We start from the raw sequence: 17,149 nt of genomic DNA on the forward strand, positions 1-17,149 counted from the left end.
GTTCTGGCCGCCGCGGCGCTGCCCGCCACCCTGCCCGCCGCCGCGACGACCGCCGCCCTGCCCGCTCGGCTGCGTCGCTGGCTTCGGGGCCGGTACGACGTGCGGTGCGATCTCGCCGACCAGGTCGACGACCGCGGGGGAGGCCGCGGTCACCTGCTGCGGGGTGACGGTGATCTTGGCCTTGCGCATCAGCAGCGCGAGATCCTTGCGCTGCTCGGGAAGGACGACGGTGACCACGTCACCGGCGCTGCCCGCGCGGGCGGTGCGGCCCGACCGGTGCAGGTATGCCTTGTGCTCGGCGGGCGGGTCGACGTGGACGACGAGCGCGACCTCGTCGACGTGCACACCGCGGGCGGCGACGTCGGTGGCCACCAGCACGCGCGCCTCACCCGACGAGAACGCGGCCAGGTTCCGGTCGCGGGCGTTCTGCGAGAGGTTGCCGTGCAGGTCGACCGACGGGATGCCGGACTCGGTGAGCTGCTTGGCCAGCTTGCGTGCCTGATGCTTGGTGCGCATGAACAGGATTCGGCGGCCGGTTCCCGAGGCGAGCTTGTGCACCAGGTCCTTCTTCTCGGCGGTCCCCGCGACGTCGAACACGTGATGGGTCATCGCGGCGACGGGGGAGTTTGCCTCGTCCACCGAGTGCAGCACCTGGTTGTGCAGGAACTTCTTGACCAGGATGTCGACGCCGTTGTCGAGGGTCGCGGAGAACAGCAGCCGCTGCCCGGAGTCCGGGGTGGCCTTGAGGATTCGCGTGACACCGGGCAGGAATCCGAGGTCGGCCATGTGGTCGGCCTCGTCGAGGACGGTGATCGCGATCGCGTCGAGGGACACCAGACCCTGCTTCATCAGGTCCTCGAGACGCCCGGGGCAGGCGACGACGATGTCGACCCCGGCGTCGAGCGCCTTCACCTGACGGTGCTGGGAGATGCCGCCGAAGATCGTGGTCACCCGCAGGCCCGCGGCGTCGGCCATCGGCTGCAGGGTCGCGGTGATCTGGGTGGCGAGTTCGCGGGTCGGGGCGAGCACGAGACCGCGGGGGGTGCGGGGCCTGCGCTTGGCTGCCAGGTCGCCGGAGAGGCGCGTCACCATCGGGATGGAGAAGGCGAGGGTCTTTCCGCTGCCGGTCTTTCCGCGGCCGAGGACGTCACGTCCGGCGAGGGTGTCGGGCAGGGTGTCGACCTGGATCGGGAACGGGGCGGTGATTCCACCGTCGGCGAGCGCCGTCACGAGGGGAGCGGGCACGCCGAGTTCGGCGAAGGACGCGGTCATGTGTCGAGTGCCTTTCGGGCATCGGGTTGCGCTGCGCAGCACGGGAACCCGCGGGTTCACGCGCCTCATCAGCACAAGTCTGGCGAGATTGCCGGTGGGCAAAATCGATCGCCGTAAGAAGAGTTCGTGCTTGGCACGTGAAAACCGTTCCACGACGGCTGGCGCAGTGGGACTCGCGCCATGTGGGTGCCAGCATAGCCGACCCGTCGGGTGCCGGGCCGTTGCCTGGGTCACACCATGGGTGGTGTGCTCTCCCTCGGCGTCACAGCCCAACCCATTCGGTGACACCGCCGTCGAAGTGCTGACGCTTCCAGATCGGCACCTCCGCCTTGATCCGCTCCACCAGCAACGCGCACGCCGCGAACGCCTCGGCGCGATGCGGCGCCGCGACCGCCGCGACGAGGGCCAGGTCGCCGACGGCCAGCGGGCCGACCCGATGCACGGCGGCGACGGGGAGCCCGGACTCCGCCGACACCTGTTCGCAGCAGCGGCGCAGAAACGTCTCCGCGTCCGGGTGCGCCGAGTACTCGAGCGCGGAAACAGACTGTCCCTCATCATGATTGCGGACGACGCCGCTGAACAGCACCACCGCACCGTGTTCGGGCCCGGCGACGGCGGCGTCCACCGCCGCCGCGTCCAGCGGCCGGTCCGAGATCGCGGCCAACAGCTCACGCATCGTGCATCCCCTCACCGGCCACCTGCGCCAGCAGATGGTCGAGAATCGGCTCCAGTACCGCCATGCCATCCCGCACCCCGCCGGTGGAGCCGGGCAGGTTCACCACCACGGTCCGGCCGGCGAGCCCAACCAGGCCGCGGCTCAGCGACGCGAACGTGGTCTGCTCGGCGCCCTTGCGCCGCAGCGACTCCGCGACGCCGGGCAGCTCGCGGTCGAGGACGGCCGCGGTGGCCTCGGGCGTGCGGTCCGTCGGTGAGACCCCGGTGCCGCCGGTGCTCACCACCAGGGCGGGGTGACCGGTGAGGGCGTCGGCGAGGCCCGCGTCGATGTCCGCGTCCGCGTACACCAGCGGCCCGCGCACCGCGAAACCGAGACCGTCCAGCCAGGCCGCCAGCGCCGGGCCGGTGGTGTCCGCCCTGCTCCCCGCCGCGCCGGCGGTGGACGCCACCAGCACGACCGCGGATCGGGGCCCCGCATCGGCGACCCCGGCCGCAGGCGACCGGCCCGCGGCGTCCTCGCGTGCCCAGTTGCCGCGCTTGCCACCCGATTTCGTCAGCAGCCGCACCCCGTCGAGGACCGCGGCCGGATCGACGGCCTTGACCATGTCGTGCAGCGTCAACCCGGCCACCGCGACCGCGGTCAGCGCCTCCATCTCCACGCCGGTCTGCCCGGTGGTCTTCGCGCGGGCCTCGATGGTGATCGAGGTGTCGGTGAACCCGAACTCGACCTTCACCGACGACAGCGCGATCTGGTGGCACAGCGGGATCAGCTCGGATGTCCGCTTCGCCCCGGCGATCCCGGCGATCCGGGCGGTGGCCAGCACGTCGGCCTTCGGCAGGTCGTCGGCGCGCACCAACGCGATCACCTCGGCGGTGGTGCGCAGTTCGCCCGCCGCGACCGCGACCCGGGCGGTGACGGCCTTCGCCCCGACATCGACCATCCGGGCCCGCCCCTCGCCGTCGAGGTGTGTCAGGTCGCCGCTCACAGGTCCCACACCCGCACGTCGTCTCCCGCCTGCATCGTCGTCACGTCCTCCGGAATGTCGAGAAGTACCTCCGCTTTGGCCAGCGCCGCCACCAGGTGGGATCCGGGTCCCGATTCCAGTGTCACCCCGCCGGGGACCCGGCGGCCCCGCAGGAACTGCCGCTTCCCCGGCGGCGACTGCACCGGAGCGGTGAGTGTCGCACGACCGGTGGCCCGGGCCGCGAGCCCGGCCGCGCGACGCAGTTCGGCGCGGGCGAACACCTCGAACGAGACCAGGCTGCTGACCGGGTTCCCGGGGAAGCTGAGCACCGGAACCCCGTCGACGACGGTCAGGCCCTGCGGTCCGCCCGGCTGCATCGCCACATGCCCGAACCACCCGCCGAGCGGGGTCAGCACCTCCCGGACCACCTCGAAGTCGCCCATCGACACGCCACCCGAGGTGAGCACCACGTCGGCGGTCGCCACCGCCCGCGTCAGCAGGTCCCCGAACTCGGCAGGGGTGTCCGAACTGCGCCCCACCAGGACCGGGTCGCCGCCGTTGGCGGTGACGCACGCGGCAAGGCCGGTCGAGTTCGACTCGTAGATCTGGCCGGGCCGCAGCGTCGTGCCTGCGGGCACCAGTTCGGCGCCGGTCGCGATCACCGCGACCCGCGGCCGCCGCAGCACCGGCACCCGGGCGAGACCGACCGCCGCGAACATCGCCAGCTGCCGGGCGGTCAGCCGCGCGCCGGCCCGCAGCAGCGTCTCGCCGGCACGGACGTCGCTGCCCGCCTCGCGCACGAAGTCACCCGGCCGCCGGGACGCGAGGATGCGCACCCCGGTGCCGTCCGGCGCGGTGTCCTCGACCGGGATCACGCAGTCGGCGCCCGGTGGCACCGGTGCGCCGGTCATGATCTTCACGGCCGTCCCGGCGGCGAGGTGGCGGGGTCCGGCGTCACCGGCGGCGACGGTGCCGACCACCGGCAGCGTCACCGGCGGGTGCGGGACGTCCGCCGCGGCGACCGCGTAGCCGTCCATCTGCGAGTTCCGGAACACCGGCAGGTCGATCTCCGCGGACACGTCGCCGGCGAGGACCCGGCCGAGCGCGTCGCGGACCGGAACCTCCTCGGCGCGGGGCGTCAGCGCTGCGGCAAGCGCCGCCCGGATCGCCTGCGCGTGCTCGTCGACGGATCTGCTGGTCATGACCCTCCCTGTGGCGTGAACGCCGATTCTAGGCGGCGGGCACTCACACGCCGGACCGCGTGCCCGTGGTGGCGTGGCAACGCGGACGACACACGTTTGCGGTCATACTCGAATGATGACGAAGGTGGTGAGCTGATGACCGCAACGCTGCGCCCCGTGTCGATCGGATTGCCGCGCGTGCGCGCGACCACCGATGCGCGGGACCGGCCGGACTCCCCGGAGCTGGTGGACCGCTTCGGCCGCGTCGCCCGTGACCTGCGGGTGTCCATCACCGAGAAGTGTTCGCTGCGGTGCACCTACTGCATGCCGGCGGAGGGGCTGCCCGCGATTCCGCGGCAGCGGCTGCTGTCCGCCGACGAGATCGTCCGGCTGGTGGGGATCGCGGTGCGGGATCTCGGTGTCCGCGAGGTGCGCTTCACCGGCGGCGAACCGCTGATGCGCCGCGACCTCGAGGAGATCATCGGGGGCTGCGCCGCCGCGGTTCCCGGCATTCCGCTGTCGATGACCACCAATGCCGTCGGTCTCGAGCACCGGGCGCGGGGGCTGGTGGACGCCGGGCTGACCCGCGTCAACATTTCCCTCGACACGGTCGACCGCGCCCACTTCGCGGAGCTGACCCGGCGGGACCGGCTGCCGTCCGTGCTCGCCGGGATCCGCGCCGCGGCCCGCGCAGGCCTGGCACCGGTGAAGGTCAACGCGGTGCTGATGCCCGAAACCCTGGTGGGTGCGGCGGATCTGCTGCAGTGGTGCCTGGACGCCGGGGTGCACCTGCGGTTCATCGAGGAGATGCCCCTCGACGCGGATCAGGCCTGGGATCGGGACGCGATGGTCGACGCGCAGCGGCTGCTTGAGGTGCTCGGGGAGCGTTTCGAGCTGGCCGCGGTCGGCAGGGACGATCCGGCCGCGCCCGCCGAGGAGTGGCTGGTCGGCGGCGGCCCCGCGACCGTCGGGATCATCGCCTCGGTCACCCGCAACTTCTGCGCGGACTGCGACCGGACCCGGCTCACGGCGGAGGGAACGGTGCGGTCCTGCCTGTTCAGTGACGCCGAGACCGACCTGCGTGCGGCGCTGCGGTCCGGGGCGACCGACACCGAACTCGCCGACCTGTGGCGGGGCGCGATGTGGACCAAGTGGGCCGGGCACGGCATCGACTCGGCTGGCTTCGCGCCGCCGCAACGCAGCATGGGAGCGATCGGTGGCTGAGACGATGGTGACGGTGCGCTACTTCGCGGCCGCGGCGGAGGCCGCGCGGTGCGGGGCGGAGCAGGTGCCGTTGGCGGCGGGCGGCACGCTCGGCGATCTGCGGTCCGCGCTCGCCGACCGGCACGGCGCGGCGATGGAACGGGTGCTGCGGGTCGCCGCGTTCCTACAGAACGACGAACTCACCCGCGACCTCGACGCGCCCGCCGCGGCGCGGGTGGACGTGCTGCCCCCGTTCGCGGGCGGCTGACCGGCGTCACCGCCACCAGTCGTCGAGCGGGGACACCGGGACGGTGCGCTTGTGCCGGGTGCCCAGGTACATGCCCTCCAGCTTCTCCGCGACCGCGGCGGTGACGTCGCGGCCCTCCAGGTAGTCGTCGATCTCGCTGTAGCGCAGGCCCAATGCCTCCTCGTCGGGCAGCGCGGGACGGTCGTCCTCGAGATCCGCGGTCGGCACCTTGCGCCAACTGCTGTCCGGCGCACCGAGATGCTGGAGCAGGGCCGCACCCTGACGCTTGGACAGCCCGGTGAGCGGGGTGACGTCGACGCCGCCGTCGCCGTACTTGGTGAAGAACCCGGTGATCGCCTCCGCCGCATGATCGGTGCCGACCACGAGATGGCCGAGTTCGCCCGCGATCGCGTACTGGATGACCATCCGCTCCCTGGCCTTGACGTTGCCGCGGACGAAGTCCCGCAGCGCGACGTCGTGCCCGAGTACCTCGGCGAGCCCGGCGGCGCTCTCCGCTGCCGCCGCGTCCGCGCTCGGTTTGATGTTGACGGTGATCGACCGGTCCGGCTCGATGAACGTCAGCGCGACCTGCGCGTCGTGCTCATCGGCCTGCACCCCGTACGGCAGTCGGACTGCGACGAATTCGGCGCCCCGACCCTCGGCCCGGAGTTCCTCGGCGGCGAGCTGGCACAGCCGCCCGGCGAGGGTGCTGTCCTGTCCGCCGCTGATGCCGAGCACGAAGCCCTTCGCCGGGGTGGACCGCAGGTATGCCTTGAGGAAGTCGATCCGGTCCCGGATCTCGGCGGCGGGGTCGATCGTCGGCTTCGCGCCGAGTTCCTGCAGGATTCGAGCACGCAGTGTGGCCATGCGGTGACTCTAGCGAGGGGCCCGGCGCCGCGCGCAGACTACTGTTTTCGGCGTGACCCATGTCATTCGCGAACACCCGCTCCCCGTCCTCGTCGTCTCCGCCACGCTCGCCGAGGCCGCGCACGTGCCGCCGCGGTTCGAGGTGCTCGTCACCGGGATCGGGAAGGTCGACGCGGCGATCGCGGTCACCGAGGCGTTGGCCGCGCACCCGGACGGTGCCCGCCCGACGGTGGTCAACATCGGCACCGCGGGCGCGTTGCGCGGCCATCACAGCGCAGATGACGCCGCCTGCGCGTCGAGCGGGTTGTATGTGCCGTCCGAGGTGCTCAACCACGATCTCAGCGCCGACGTGCTGCGCACCCTGGGTTACCCGGCGCAGGACCGGATTTCACTCGAGGGCGGCGACGGGTCGGTGCTCGCCACCGGCGACGTGTTCGTGTCCGACCCGGTGCTGCGCGAGGACCTGTCCCGCCGCGCCGACCTGGTCGACATGGAGGGATTCGCGGTGGCCGCGTCCTGCGCCAGGATGGGTGTGCGGTGCCGGTTGGTCAAGCACGTCAGCGACCACGCCGACGAGTCCGCGATGGACTGGCCCGCGCAGGTCGATGCCAGTGCCCGGATCCTCGGGTCCTGGCTCGACACCAACTACTGATCCCGCGGCACCGGCCGGTCAGCGCGCGCGCAGGCCGAGCCCGGTGCCGTTGTCGTTCATCAGGCGCATCCGGTCGGCGTCGATCGTCACCGTGGTGGCGCCGTCGAGTGCGGACAGGACCGCGCGTTCGACCTCCGCGACGTCCGGCGGGCACATCTTCCTTGTGGTGGCGAGCGGACCGAACGTGACGCTGTCGTCGGCGACCTGCGCGGTGCCGGTGAAGGTGTTGCATCCGGTCGAGCCGGTGACCGCGCCGTCGTCCCCGATCTGCAGGGACGGTGCCGACTCCTCGATCGCGCGGGACGCGGTGACCGCGGTCGGGCTGATCGTGGAATCGACCACCCACGTCGTGCCCGTCAACGGGCGGTCCGGTTGGGCGACCTTCTTGTCGAGGAGGGTGACGTCCGCGGCGCCGGTGCGCAGGTGCAGGGTGTCGCCGTCGAGGCTCCACTGCGGGTTCGCGGTGAAGAACTCGGTCAGCCACGCGTCGGATTCGCCGACGTCCCCGACGCAGGCCATCATCGTGGTCGCCAGTGCGCCCGCGGTGATCGTGCCGCCGGAGAAGTCGGCGGTGCCGGTGGCCCGGTTGCAGCCCGCGGTTGCCGCCAGCCGGTCCGGTTCGACGAACTCGACCGTGAGCGGCCCGCCGCCGGGGATCGGGGTGCCGTCGACGGTGGTCGAGACGAAGGTGCGGCCGAGCAGATCGGCCTGCGGGGACTCCGGCGACGCCGTGCTGGAGTCGGAGCACGCCGCGAGGGCGGCGGTCAGGGCGATGAGGCCTGCGAGTCGGAGAGTGCGCATGACGTGCAGGGTAGTGACCGGCGCGGCCGATTCGGATCAGGCCGATGTCACCCGGCGTGCCAGGTCCTCCCAAGCGTCGGCGACGCGGTCGATCGGCATCCCCAGATCGCGGACCTGGTGCAGGATCAGGGACGCCTCGAGGGGGGCGAGCAGGCTGTGCGCGAGGATCGGCAGGTCGCCCCGGGTGCCGGTGCCCCGGAGCAGGGTGACCACGTGGGTCAGCGCGACATTGCGGGCGGGCCCGCCGAACCGCAGTTCCGGCGAGCTCTCCACCGCGCGCAGCATGTCGCCCTGCACCCCGACCATCGACAGCCGGGCCCGGCCGTAGGCGATCAGCCGGTCGAGCGGGTCCGCGCCGGGCCCGAGCGGTGGGGGGCCGGCGAGGAAGGCGTGCTGGAGTTCGCTCTCGGTGTGGTCGAGGAGGGCGTGCATCAGGCCGGACCGGCTGCCGAATCGACGGAAGACTGTGCCCTTCCCCACACCGGCCCGCGCGGCGACGGCGTCCATCGTGACCGCATCGACGCCCCGCTCGGCCACCAGCAGCGCCGCCGCATCCAGCAACAATGCGCGGTTGCGGGCGGCGTCGCAGCGTTCGGCCTCGTGGGTCTCGGCCATCGGGATCGGGGTGGACTGCACGCCGTGATGCTACCCGCCGGGGAATACAACCGGACCGCGGTCCGGTTAAGCTGGTCGTGCTGGATCGAGCCAGCCCAACGAACCTCGTAAGGAAGCCCGTATGTCTCAGACCCGTGTCCTCGTCCTCGTCGGAAGCCTGCGCGCGGGCTCCGTCAACCGCCAGCTCGCCGAGACCGCGGTCTCGGGCGCCCCCGCAGGCGCCGAGGTCACGATCTACGAGGGGCTCGGCGAGCTGCCGTTCTACAACGAGGACATCGACGGCGACGCCGCACCCGCCGCCGCGCAGGCGCTGCGCTCGGCCGCCGGTGAGGCCGACGCCCTGCTGCTCGTCACCCCCGAGTACAACGGCACCATTCCGGCCGTGCTGAAGAACGCCATCGACTGGATTTCCCGCCCGTTCGGCGCCGGTGCGGTCAAGGACAAGCCGGTCGCCGTGATCAGCGCGTCGCCGTCCCCGAACGCCGCCGTCTGGGCGCACGAGGACACCCGCAAGGCGGTCCGGATCGCCGGCGGCACCGTCGTCGAGGACGTCTCCATCTCCATCGGTGGCACGTTCGACAAGTTCGGTGACAAGCACCCGAGCGAGAACGCCGAGGTTGCCGCCGACGTCGCCGCCGTCGTCGCCGGCCTGGTCGCCGCTGCTGGCGAGCTGGTGAGCGCCTGACCCGAAGCCGGTCTACCGGGCCCGGAGGGTGCGTCACGCACCGTCCGGGCCCGGACGCGTTCGGGACGTGTTCGTTCCCGGGACGGTCAGGTCGACAGGCCGGTGACGAACGCGGTGATGTTGTCGCGCACCCGCGCCACCTTCTCCTCGTCGGTGAGGCTCTCCCGGTAGCGGTTCCCGGCGGCGGGGCGGCGCTTGTTGCGGGCGTACAGCGAGCACGCGAGGTCGGTGCACATGTAGATGCCGACCGTGTTGCCGCGTCGCCCCGCGTCACCCGCCTTCGTCGCGGTCATCAGCGACACACCGCCGCCGGTGTGGGTGGTCTTGCAGATCGCGCACATCTGCGCCTTGCCCGTTCCGCCGGTCGCGTACCGGAACGCCACCCCGGCCAGGTCGTCGCCGAGGGGGACGACGATGTAGCAGCGGCCGCGCAACGTCGGATCGCTCCAGCCGAGGAAGTCGAGGTCCTGCCAGGGGCGGTCGGCGAGGTCCCTCGGGACGGACAGGCGCTTGGCGTCACCCTTGGAGCAGTTGACGAACGAGGCCCGGATGTCGGCCTCGGTGACGGGGAGCATGGCGCGATCGGTCCTTCGATAGACGGCACGGCGGTCACCTCGACGGTACGGACACCGCGGTCGGTGCGGCAACGGCTTTTGCCGCTGGCCCTCACTGCACGGTGACCGGCATGATCTCGGTGCGGGCCACGACACGGTCTCGTTCGGCGGCGAGCGCGAGCCTGCGGTCGTCGGCCATGTACCCGTCCATCGCGGACTGGCTCGCGAACGTGAACAGCTGAATCTCGAGCGGCTGCCCGCCGGAACCGTCGGTGCGGGCGCGTTGCAGCACCCGGCCGCCGTGCTCGGTGACGAGTTCGAGCACCCGATCCTCGTAGGCGACGAGGCCGTCCTCCTCGCCGGGACGGGCCCACAGCAGCACACACAGGGAGATGGTCACGGCCGCAGCATAACCGGGCTCACGCGTTGTCCTTAACGTATCGGCGCCTCCGCGACGACGACGGTCGCGTCGAGCCGGGGGGAGTGCACCACCCGGGCGACGAGACCGGCCCGCGTGCAGGCATCGGCCGTCCACCGCGCCTGCCGCCGACTGGTTTCGACCAGCAGGTGACCGCCGGGCGCCAGCCACCCCGGTGCCGCCGCCGCGACCCGGCGATGGACGTCGACGCCGTCGGGTCCGCCGTCGAGCGCGGTGCGCGGTTCGTGCAGGCGCGCCTCCGCGGGCATCGTCGCGATCGCGTCGGACGGCACGTACGGGGCGTTCACGACCACGACGTCGACCCGGCCGCGCAGCTCCGCGGGCAGCGGGTCGTACAGGTCGCCGCAGTGCACCGGCGTGGCGGGCAGGTTGCGGCGGGCGCAGGCGACCGCGACCGGATCGATGTCGCTGGCGTGCAGCACGACCGCCGAGGTGGACAGCAGCGCCGCACCGACCGCCCCCGACCCGCAGCACAGGTCCAGCACCGACGCCCCGGCCCGCGGCAGCAGCCCGGTCGCCTGCTCGACGAGGAATTCGGTGCGCCGGCGGGGGACGAAGACGCCCGGCGCGACGGCGACCCGCAGGCCGCAGAACTCGGCCCACCCGAGGATCTGTTCGAGCGGGCGCCCGGTCACCCGCTGCCGAACCAGCCCGGCGAGGTGCGCGCCGTCCCGCGCCGCCCCGAGCAGCAGGCGGGCCTCCTCCTCGGCGAACACGCACCCGGCCCGGCGGAGCACGGCTTCGACGCCGCTCGGGTCGGTGGGCGGGTCGGGCTCGGGGGGCTGCGTGGACGTGGGTGGACCTCACTGCCTGTCGATACGGAGACGCGCGGACCCGACCATCGTCGCCGACCGGCGCGCCGCGCGCAGGCGAACTCGGTGGCCGCGCGTCCCGGGTCCGCTACTCGCGGGTGCCGATCGCGGCGACCGGGTCGGCGCGCATCGCGGTCCGGGTCGGGACCGCGATCGCGACCAGCCCCAGCAGCACCGTGCCCGCAATGAGCAGCCCGTAGACGGTGGGGGACACGGTGGGGATCGGGCGCCCCGACACCGCGACCGCGACCCCGGCGAGCGGGGGTGCCGCGATCACCGTGCCGAGGACCGCCGCCACCGTCACGACAATCACCGATTCGGTGCGCATCATCGCCCGCACCTGCCGGGTGCTCGCCCCGACCAGGCGGAGCAGCGCGAACTCGCGGCCGCGTTCGGCGGTGGCCAGCACGAGCGTGTTCACGACGGCCACCGCGAGGTAGCCGAGCAGCACGGCCAGCACCACCAGGTTCACGCCGGACTGCATGCGCCGCTGCTCCTGCCCGGCGGCCGCGAACTCGCCGCGGTCGGCGACGGCGACGCCACCGAGCGCGGTGATCGCGGTGCGCGCCTCGTCGACGCGGCCGGGATGCGCGGACACCAGCAGCATGTCGGTCAGGCCGGAGGTGGTGTGCGCGCGCACCGACGCCACGGGCAGGGTCACGTCGCCGAAGCCGAGGCCGCGCCCATACGTCGCGACCACCTCCGGGGTGACGAGGGTGCCGTCGCCGAGCCGCAGCGCGACGGTGCCGCCGATGCGGGCGCTCATCGCGAACGCCGCGTCGGTGGACAGCGCGACGGTGCCGTCCCGCAGCCGTCCCAGGTCGCCGCCGCGGACGTCGAGGTCGAGGGTGGACGCGGTCGTTGCCGGGTCGATGCCCTGGACCGGGTACGTCTGCGTGGTCGGGTTCTCCCCGCCGGTGCTGAACAGGGCGGTGCTGCGGGCGATCGGATTCACCTGACGGACAGCGTCGTTCGCTGTGATGCCGTCGATCAGCGTCGGGGACAGCCCGGCCGGTCCGGTGACGACGAGGTCCGCGGTGATGCCGCTGCGGGACTGGTCGTCGGCGGCCGCGGACACGGTGTCCTGCGTGAACAGTTGGACGCCGCCGATCGCGATCGCCAACGCCAGCGGGGTGATCGCGGACGCCAGCCGCCGGGACCGGGTGCCCGCGTTCGCGGCGGCGAGCACCCGCGCCGGGGACCCGCTGCGGCGCAGCGGCCCGCCGAACCAGCGGACCGCGCCGCGGACGAGAACCGGGCCCAGCAGCGCCACCGCGATCACCAGCAGCATCGCCGACCCGCCGGCACCGGCGAGCGCCGCCGGACCCGGCAGCACCATCGGCAACAGCGACGTCGCGATACCGCCGACGCCGAACACGACCCCGGTGACGAGCCGACCCCAGCCGAGGGATGCCTGTTCGACCGCGGATTCCCGCAGCGCCTCGGTGGGATCGAGGCGGGCCGGACGGCGGGCCGCGACCGCGCCCGCGATCCGAGCCGTCACGAGCGCGAGGACGGCGCCGACGACGGCGGGGATCGGACCCGCCGCGAGCGCGAAGTCCGTCGGCAGCACCCCCGCGTCGACGAACTGGAGGCGCAGGAGTCGGGCGAGCGCGTAGCCGGGTGCGGTACCGAGCAGTGCGGCGACGCCCGCGACGAGCAGCACCTCGGTGCCGACCAGCCGGTGCACCTGGCCCGGTGTTGCGCCCGTCGCCCGCAGCAGCGCGAACTCGCGGCGGCGCTGCTGGATCGACAGCGACAGGGTGCTCGACACCACGAACATCGCGATGAGGATCGCCACGCCCGCGAACGCCGCGGACAGCGCCATCAGCTTGCTGCGGGCGGCACCGGCATCGAGGAATTCGACGTCGCCGCGGCCGTCACCGGTGTGGGTGGTCACGTCGAGGCCCGGCAGCGCGTCTCGTGCGCGTGCCGCGAGCGAGTCGGCGTCCACCCCGTCGTCGCCGAGCAGACCGACCGCGGCAACCCGGTCCCCGTGCGGCCACAGGTCACCGATCCGGGCGTCGGACAGGAACACCGTCGCCGGCCGGTCGGCGGGCTCGGGCCGGGGGGCCGACACGACCCCGACGACGGTGTACTCGTCGCCGATACCGCCGTGCCGCAACGTGATCCGGTCACCGACCGTGCCGCCCCCGGTCACCACGACCTCGTCGGACGCCGCGGGGGCGCGGCCGTCGGCGAGCGTGTACGGCGCCAGCACCGTCGACGACCACGGGTGCGCGGTCCGCAGGGCACCGTCGTCGGTGGCCAGCGGCACCGCGCGGTCGGCGACCACCGCCCGCACCCCCGGCATCCGGGACAGGTCGTCAACCACGGAGTCGGGGAGCAGTGCGCGTTCGACGAACGGTTCGTCGACACCCTCACGCACGTCCAGGGCCTGCGGCGCGCCGACGACGACGTCGGCCCCCGCATACCGGTGCGGGGTGACGCCGCCGCGGATCCCGGACTCGAACAGCACCGCCAGCCCGCAGGTGAGGGCCGCCGCGCAGAACACGGCGACGAACACGGCCGCGAAACTGCCCCGGCGCTGCCGCACGTTCGCGAGCGCCAGCCGCGGCAGACGGGAGCGACGCATGCTCACCACTCCCCGAGATGGGTCATATGGTCGGCGACCGCCGCGGCGCTCGGTGCATCCATCCGTCCGACGAGACGACCGTCGGCGAGGAACAGCACCCGGTCGGCGTGCGCGGCGGCCACCGGATCGTGGGTGACCATGACGATCGTCTGACCGAGGTCGGTGGTGGTGCGGCGCAGCAGGTCCAGCACCTGGCGTCCGGTGCGGGAATCGAGCGCGCCGGTCGGCTCGTCGGCGAACACCGCGTGCGGCCGCGTGATCAACGCCCGCGCGATCGCGACCCGCTGCTGCTGGCCACCGGACATCTCGGTGGGCCGTCGGCGGCGCTTGTCGGCCAGGCCGACCGCGTCCAGCACGTGGTCGAGGTGCGCGCGGTCCGCGCGGCGGCCAGCCAGCAGCAGCGGCAGCGTCACGTTCTGTTCGACGGTGAGTGCGGCCATGAGGTTGTACGCCTGGAACACGAACCCGATGTGGTCGCGTCGGAAGATCGTGCGGGCCTTGGGTTTCAGGGCGCTGATCTCGGTGTCGCCGAGCCACACCGACCCGCGGGTGGGCCGGTCGAGTCCGGCAGCGCAGTGCAGGAACGTGCTCTTGCCCGAGCCCGACGGACCCATGATCGCGGTGAAACTGCCCGGGGCGAGGGACAGGCTGACGGCGTCGAGCGCGGTGACCTGCGTGCGCCCAGAACCGTACGTTCTGCTCACGTCGGCGAGCCGGACCGCCGACTGCGGGGGACTCTGCACCGGGGGCAGGGGAGAGGTGAAGGAGGTCATGGCGACAACGCTAGGAATCGGCGACGCCGCAGAACATCCCGTGCGGTACCCGATCGATGGTGTAGCCAGCTGTACCGACGGCGCGGCCGGCGTGCGGCATGCTGGGGTGATGCAGTGGACCGAACGCCTGAACGAGCGGTGGCGCGCCGTCCGCTTCCTCGTGGTCGAGGCCGGTGCTGCCGTCGTCTCGCTCTGCTTCCTCGTGGTCGGACTGGTGGTCGGGTCGATGCTGATCCTGATCGTCGGCTGGCTCGCGGTGCCCACCTACGTGCGGGCGCTCCGGTGGTGGGCGGGCCGGGCGCGGCGACGATCGTCCGCGTACACGGGTCGGCAGGTGCCCGAGCGGTATCCGACCGTCCCCGACCGTCCCGGTGTCGACGACCTGCGCCGGCTGCTCACCGCGCCGTCGACGCGCCGCGACTTCGGGTGGGTCGCGGTCCATTCCGTCGCGGCGCTCACGTCCGGGCTTGTCGCGATCGTTCTCCCGCTCGCCGCCGTGAACTCCCTTGCGATCCCGTTCTACTGGTGGGCGCTGCCGCCGGACGAGCCGGTGAGCAACCTCTATCCCGTCACCTCGTGGTGGGGCGCGGCGGCGGCGCCGCTGGTCGGGGTCGGATATCTGACCCTGGCGTGGTGGGTGACGCCGCTGCTGGCGCGGGGGATCGCAGGTCTGGCGCGGAATCTCCTCGCCCCGGGTCGGGAAACCGAACTGTCCGAACGGGTCTCGGCGCTCACCGTGAGCCGGGCCGCCGCCCTCGACGCGCACGCCGCGGAACTGCGCCGCATCGAACGCGACCTGCACGACGGCGCCCAGAACCGGCTCGTCGCCGTCGTCATGATGCTCGGTCTCGCGGAACGCTCCCTGCGGGTTGCACCCGATCAGGCGCGGCCGCAACTGCTGCGGGCCCAGGACGCGGCAGCGGAGGCGCTGTCGGAACTGCGGACGCTCGTCCACGACATCTACCCGCCGATCCTCGACGAACTCGGGCTCGGCGGGGCGGTCTCCGCGCTCGCGGGCCGCAGCACGGTGCCGTGCGTCCTGGACACCGAGGGGCTGCGGCGGGCACCGGCCGCGGTGGAGGCGGCCGCCTACTTCGTCGTGGCCGAGGCCCTCACCAACGTCGCCAAACAAAGCGGCGCCGGGCAGGTCCGGGTGACGCTGTCCACGCGCGACGACGAGCGGGGCGCGGCGCTGGTCATCGACGTCCGGGACGACGGCGTCGGCGGGGCCGTCGCCGCGGCGGGCGGCGGAGTGGCGGGGATCCGGCGCCGCGTGGCAGCGTTCGAGGGGACGATGACGCTGGGCAGCCCGCTCGGCGGGCCGACGAGAATCGAGGTGGCACTGCCGTGCGGATTCTGATCGCGGAGGACGACGCGCTGCTGCGGGAGGGCCTCGCGCTGCTGCTTGGCAGCGTCGGGGTCGAGGTGACCGCCGCCGTCGACGACGCCGAGACGTTCCTCGCCACGTTCGAGGCCGACCCGCCGGACGGCGCGGTGCTCGACGTGCGGATGCCGCCGACGTTCACCAACGAGGGACTCAAGGCCGCGATCGAGGCGCGCCGGCGGCGCCCCGGATTCCCGGTGCTGGTGCTGTCCGCATACGTCGAGGACCGGTACGCGGGGGAGTTGCTCTCCGGCGGGGCGTCCGGGGTCGGCTACCTGCTCAAGGAGCGGGTCGGCAGGGTGGAGGAGTTCGTCGACGCCCTGCACCGGGTGGTCGGCGGCGGTACCGTGATGGATCCCGAGGTGATCTCCCAGCTGATGAGCCGGCGCCGCGCCGACGACCCGATCCGCACCCTCACCCCACGCGAATCCGAGGTGCTCGGCCTCATGGCGGAGGGGCTCGGCAACACCGACATCGCCCGCAGACTCGTGGTGAGCGACACCGCGGTGAGCAAGCACATCGGCAACATCTTCGCCAAGCTCGGGCTGTCGGCATCGGACAGCGGGCACCGTCGGGTGCTCGCGGTCCTCGCGCACCTGCGGTCCTGATCCGGCGCCCCAGGGCTATAACTGTGTACATGGCACGATCAGCAGCACGACCCACCCCCGAGGACGTCCCGCCGTCGATGGCGAACTCGGCGCTGCTCCGTGACCTCCCCGCCACCGAGCGGGGGCTGCGCACCCGGTCCGCGCTCATCGCCGCCGCCCGCACCGTGTTCGAACAGTCCGGCTACCTGGACACGCGGCTGATCGACATCACCACGGCAGCCAAGTGCTCGGCGGGCACCTTCTACACCTACTTCGCCAGCAAGGAGGAGATCTTCGCCGCCGTCCTCGAGCTCGCGCAGGAGGACATGATGCATCCCGGCATGCCGCACGTGGACGCCGACGGCGATCCGGCCGCGATCATCGAGGCGAGCAACCGGGCGTACTTCGAGGCGTACCGCCGCAACGCGAAGCTGATGGGCCTGCTGGAGCAGGTCGCCAGCGTCGACCCCGAGTTCCGAATGCTGCGGCAGCGCAGGGCGGACGCCTTCGTGCGGCGCAACGCCCGCAGCATCGAGGCGCTGCAGAAGCGCGGGCTCGCCGACGTGGACCTCGATCCGCTGCTGTCCTCGCGCGCCCTCTCCGGCATGATCAGCCGACTCGCGTTCGGGTACTTCGTCACCGGCGATGCCGCGGAGGAGGACGGCGTCGACCTCGACGCCCTCACCCGCACCGCGACCCGGCTCTGGGTGAACGCGCTGCGCATCACCGCCTGACCTGGCGCCCCCAGGCGTTGAATGGGGGTTCATGTGTCATTCGCTGGCCGCGATTGGTCACTGAAGCCCCATTCAACGGTTGGTGGCAGGACTGCAGTGAACCTTGA

General features: G+C 72.7%; 19 protein-coding genes. 7 read left to right on the forward strand and 12 right to left on the reverse strand.

The features are described 5' to 3' along the window. From ACWF62_RS16010 to ACWF62_RS16025, 4 genes are all read right to left on the reverse strand, one after another. A partial coding sequence (locus ACWF62_RS16010; RefSeq protein ID WP_452630587.1) for a DEAD/DEAH box helicase occupies positions 1–1,272 on the reverse strand: 1,272 nt, incomplete at its 3' end. A 262-nt stretch (positions 1,273–1,534) separates the two neighbouring features. After that, on the reverse strand, positions 1,535–1,948 hold the full coding sequence (locus tag ACWF62_RS16015) for a molybdenum cofactor biosynthesis protein MoaE (protein WP_378508438.1): 414 nt from the start codon (positions 1,946–1,948) through the stop codon (positions 1,535–1,537). After that, positions 1,941–2,933, reverse strand: a complete 993-nt coding sequence (gene moaCB, locus ACWF62_RS16020; RefSeq protein ID WP_378508439.1) for a bifunctional molybdenum cofactor biosynthesis protein MoaC/MoaB — start codon at positions 2,931–2,933, stop codon at positions 1,941–1,943. The genes ACWF62_RS16015 and moaCB overlap by 8 nt, the downstream gene beginning before the upstream one ends. Further along, on the reverse strand, positions 2,930–4,114 hold the full coding sequence (locus tag ACWF62_RS16025; RefSeq protein WP_452630589.1) for a molybdopterin molybdotransferase MoeA: 1,185 nt from the start codon (positions 4,112–4,114) through the stop codon (positions 2,930–2,932). The genes moaCB and ACWF62_RS16025 overlap by 4 nt, the downstream gene beginning before the upstream one ends. 135 nt (positions 4,115–4,249) lie before the next feature. On the opposite strand from ACWF62_RS16025, the gene moaA reads away from it, so the two are divergent. Beyond that, positions 4,250–5,317: a GTP 3',8-cyclase MoaA gene (moaA, locus tag ACWF62_RS16030; protein ID WP_452630590.1), complete on the forward strand. Its 1,068-nt coding sequence runs from the start codon at positions 4,250–4,252 to the stop codon at positions 5,315–5,317. Between the two features lie 4 nt (positions 5,318–5,321). Then, positions 5,322–5,564 carry a MoaD/ThiS family protein gene (locus tag ACWF62_RS16035; protein WP_378508586.1) on the forward strand — a complete coding sequence of 81 codons (243 nt, stop codon included), beginning with the start codon at positions 5,322–5,324 and terminating at the stop codon, positions 5,562–5,564. Between the two features lie 6 nt (positions 5,565–5,570). On the opposite strand, the gene nadE is transcribed toward ACWF62_RS16035, so the two are convergent. Continuing rightward, positions 5,571–6,410, reverse strand: a complete 840-nt coding sequence (nadE, locus tag ACWF62_RS16040; RefSeq protein ID WP_452630591.1) for an ammonia-dependent NAD(+) synthetase — start codon at positions 6,408–6,410, stop codon at positions 5,571–5,573. A 52-nt stretch (positions 6,411–6,462) separates the two neighbouring features. Here nadE and ACWF62_RS16045 point away from each other — a divergent pair, with 52 nt between their 5' ends. Beyond that, positions 6,463–7,062: a nucleosidase gene (locus ACWF62_RS16045; protein ID WP_378508443.1), complete on the forward strand. Its 600-nt coding sequence runs from the start codon at positions 6,463–6,465 to the stop codon at positions 7,060–7,062. A gap of 18 nt (positions 7,063–7,080) precedes the next feature. On the opposite strand, the gene ACWF62_RS16050 is transcribed toward ACWF62_RS16045, so the two are convergent. Then, a complete protein-coding gene (locus tag ACWF62_RS16050; protein WP_378508444.1) occupies positions 7,081–7,863 on the reverse strand; it encodes an META domain-containing protein in 783 nt (260 codons plus the stop codon). 36 nt (positions 7,864–7,899) lie between these two features. Continuing rightward, on the reverse strand, positions 7,900–8,478 hold the full coding sequence (locus ACWF62_RS16055) for a TetR/AcrR family transcriptional regulator (RefSeq protein WP_452630628.1): 579 nt from the start codon (positions 8,476–8,478) through the stop codon (positions 7,900–7,902). A gap of 121 nt (positions 8,479–8,599) precedes the next feature. Here ACWF62_RS16055 and ACWF62_RS16060 point away from each other — a divergent pair, with 121 nt between their 5' ends. Then, the gene (locus ACWF62_RS16060) at positions 8,600–9,163 is read left to right on the forward strand and encodes an NADPH-dependent FMN reductase (protein ID WP_378508445.1); all 564 of its coding nucleotides are present in this window, start codon (positions 8,600–8,602) and stop codon (positions 9,161–9,163) included. 86 nt (positions 9,164–9,249) lie between these two features. Here the strand turns inward: ACWF62_RS16060 and ACWF62_RS16065 are convergent, their stop codons facing one another. From ACWF62_RS16065 to ACWF62_RS16085, 5 genes are all read right to left on the reverse strand, one after another. Further along, on the reverse strand, positions 9,250–9,738 hold the full coding sequence (locus ACWF62_RS16065; protein WP_378508446.1) for an FBP domain-containing protein: 489 nt from the start codon (positions 9,736–9,738) through the stop codon (positions 9,250–9,252). A gap of 91 nt (positions 9,739–9,829) precedes the next feature. Beyond that, the gene (locus ACWF62_RS16070; RefSeq protein WP_378508447.1) at positions 9,830–10,117 is read right to left on the reverse strand and encodes a hypothetical protein; all 288 of its coding nucleotides are present in this window, start codon (positions 10,115–10,117) and stop codon (positions 9,830–9,832) included. Between the two features lie 32 nt (positions 10,118–10,149). Next, positions 10,150–10,893, reverse strand: a complete 744-nt coding sequence (locus ACWF62_RS16075; RefSeq protein WP_452630592.1) for a putative protein N(5)-glutamine methyltransferase — start codon at positions 10,891–10,893, stop codon at positions 10,150–10,152. Positions 10,894–11,056: 163 nt separating this feature from the next. Beyond that, positions 11,057–13,564, reverse strand: coding sequence for an ABC transporter permease (locus ACWF62_RS16080; protein ID WP_452630593.1), 2,508 nt, complete (start codon positions 13,562–13,564; stop codon positions 11,057–11,059). A gap of 2 nt (positions 13,565–13,566) precedes the next feature. After that, positions 13,567–14,337, reverse strand: a complete 771-nt coding sequence (locus ACWF62_RS16085) for an ABC transporter ATP-binding protein (protein WP_452630594.1) — start codon at positions 14,335–14,337, stop codon at positions 13,567–13,569. Positions 14,338–14,446: 109 nt separating this feature from the next. Here ACWF62_RS16085 and ACWF62_RS16090 point away from each other — a divergent pair, with 109 nt between their 5' ends. Genes ACWF62_RS16090 through ACWF62_RS16100 form a run of 3 tightly spaced genes read left to right on the forward strand, consistent with a single transcriptional unit; the run spans position 14,447 to position 17,042 of the window. After that, positions 14,447–15,697 carry a sensor histidine kinase gene (locus tag ACWF62_RS16090; RefSeq protein WP_452630595.1) on the forward strand — a complete coding sequence of 417 codons (1,251 nt, stop codon included), beginning with the start codon at positions 14,447–14,449 and terminating at the stop codon, positions 15,695–15,697. Further along, entirely contained in the window at positions 15,685–16,329 is a 645-nt protein-coding gene (locus ACWF62_RS16095; protein WP_452630596.1) for a response regulator, read from the forward strand. The genes ACWF62_RS16090 and ACWF62_RS16095 overlap by 13 nt, the downstream gene beginning before the upstream one ends. Positions 16,330–16,358: 29 nt before the next feature. After that, on the forward strand, positions 16,359–17,042 hold the full coding sequence (locus tag ACWF62_RS16100) for a TetR/AcrR family transcriptional regulator (RefSeq protein WP_452630597.1): 684 nt from the start codon (positions 16,359–16,361) through the stop codon (positions 17,040–17,042). Positions 17,043–17,149: the final 107 nt, after the last annotated feature.

The organism is Rhodococcus sp. NPDC054953, assembly GCF_053609225.1.

What these genes read in the sequence shown, in the direction of transcription:
- ACWF62_RS16015 (WP_378508438.1), bottom strand. Translation starts at nt 1,948, where the DNA reads ATGCGTGAGCTGTTGGCCGCGATCTCGGACCGGCCGCTGGACGCGGCG.
- ACWF62_RS16025 (WP_452630589.1), bottom strand. Translation starts at nt 4,114, where the DNA reads ATGACCAGCAGATCCGTCGACGAGCACGCGCAGGCGATCCGGGCGGCG.
- moaA (WP_452630590.1), top strand. Translation starts at nt 4,250, where the DNA reads ATGACCGCAACGCTGCGCCCCGTGTCGATCGGATTGCCGCGCGTGCGC.
- ACWF62_RS16035 (WP_378508586.1), top strand. Translation starts at nt 5,322, where the DNA reads ATGGTGACGGTGCGCTACTTCGCGGCCGCGGCGGAGGCCGCGCGGTGC.
- nadE (WP_452630591.1), bottom strand. Translation starts at nt 6,410, where the DNA reads ATGGCCACACTGCGTGCTCGAATCCTGCAGGAACTCGGCGCGAAGCCG.
- ACWF62_RS16050 (WP_378508444.1), bottom strand. Translation starts at nt 7,863, where the DNA reads ATGCGCACTCTCCGACTCGCAGGCCTCATCGCCCTGACCGCCGCCCTC.
- ACWF62_RS16055 (WP_452630628.1), bottom strand. Translation starts at nt 8,478, where the DNA reads ATGGCCGAGACCCACGAGGCCGAACGCTGCGACGCCGCCCGCAACCGC.
- ACWF62_RS16060 (WP_378508445.1), top strand. Translation starts at nt 8,600, where the DNA reads ATGTCTCAGACCCGTGTCCTCGTCCTCGTCGGAAGCCTGCGCGCGGGC.
- ACWF62_RS16065 (WP_378508446.1), bottom strand. Translation starts at nt 9,738, where the DNA reads ATGCTCCCCGTCACCGAGGCCGACATCCGGGCCTCGTTCGTCAACTGC.
- ACWF62_RS16080 (WP_452630593.1), bottom strand. Translation starts at nt 13,564, where the DNA reads ATGCGTCGCTCCCGTCTGCCGCGGCTGGCGCTCGCGAACGTGCGGCAG.
- ACWF62_RS16085 (WP_452630594.1), bottom strand. Translation starts at nt 14,337, where the DNA reads ATGACCTCCTTCACCTCTCCCCTGCCCCCGGTGCAGAGTCCCCCGCAG.
- ACWF62_RS16090 (WP_452630595.1), top strand. Translation starts at nt 14,447, where the DNA reads ATGCAGTGGACCGAACGCCTGAACGAGCGGTGGCGCGCCGTCCGCTTC.
- ACWF62_RS16100 (WP_452630597.1), top strand. Translation starts at nt 16,359, where the DNA reads ATGGCACGATCAGCAGCACGACCCACCCCCGAGGACGTCCCGCCGTCG.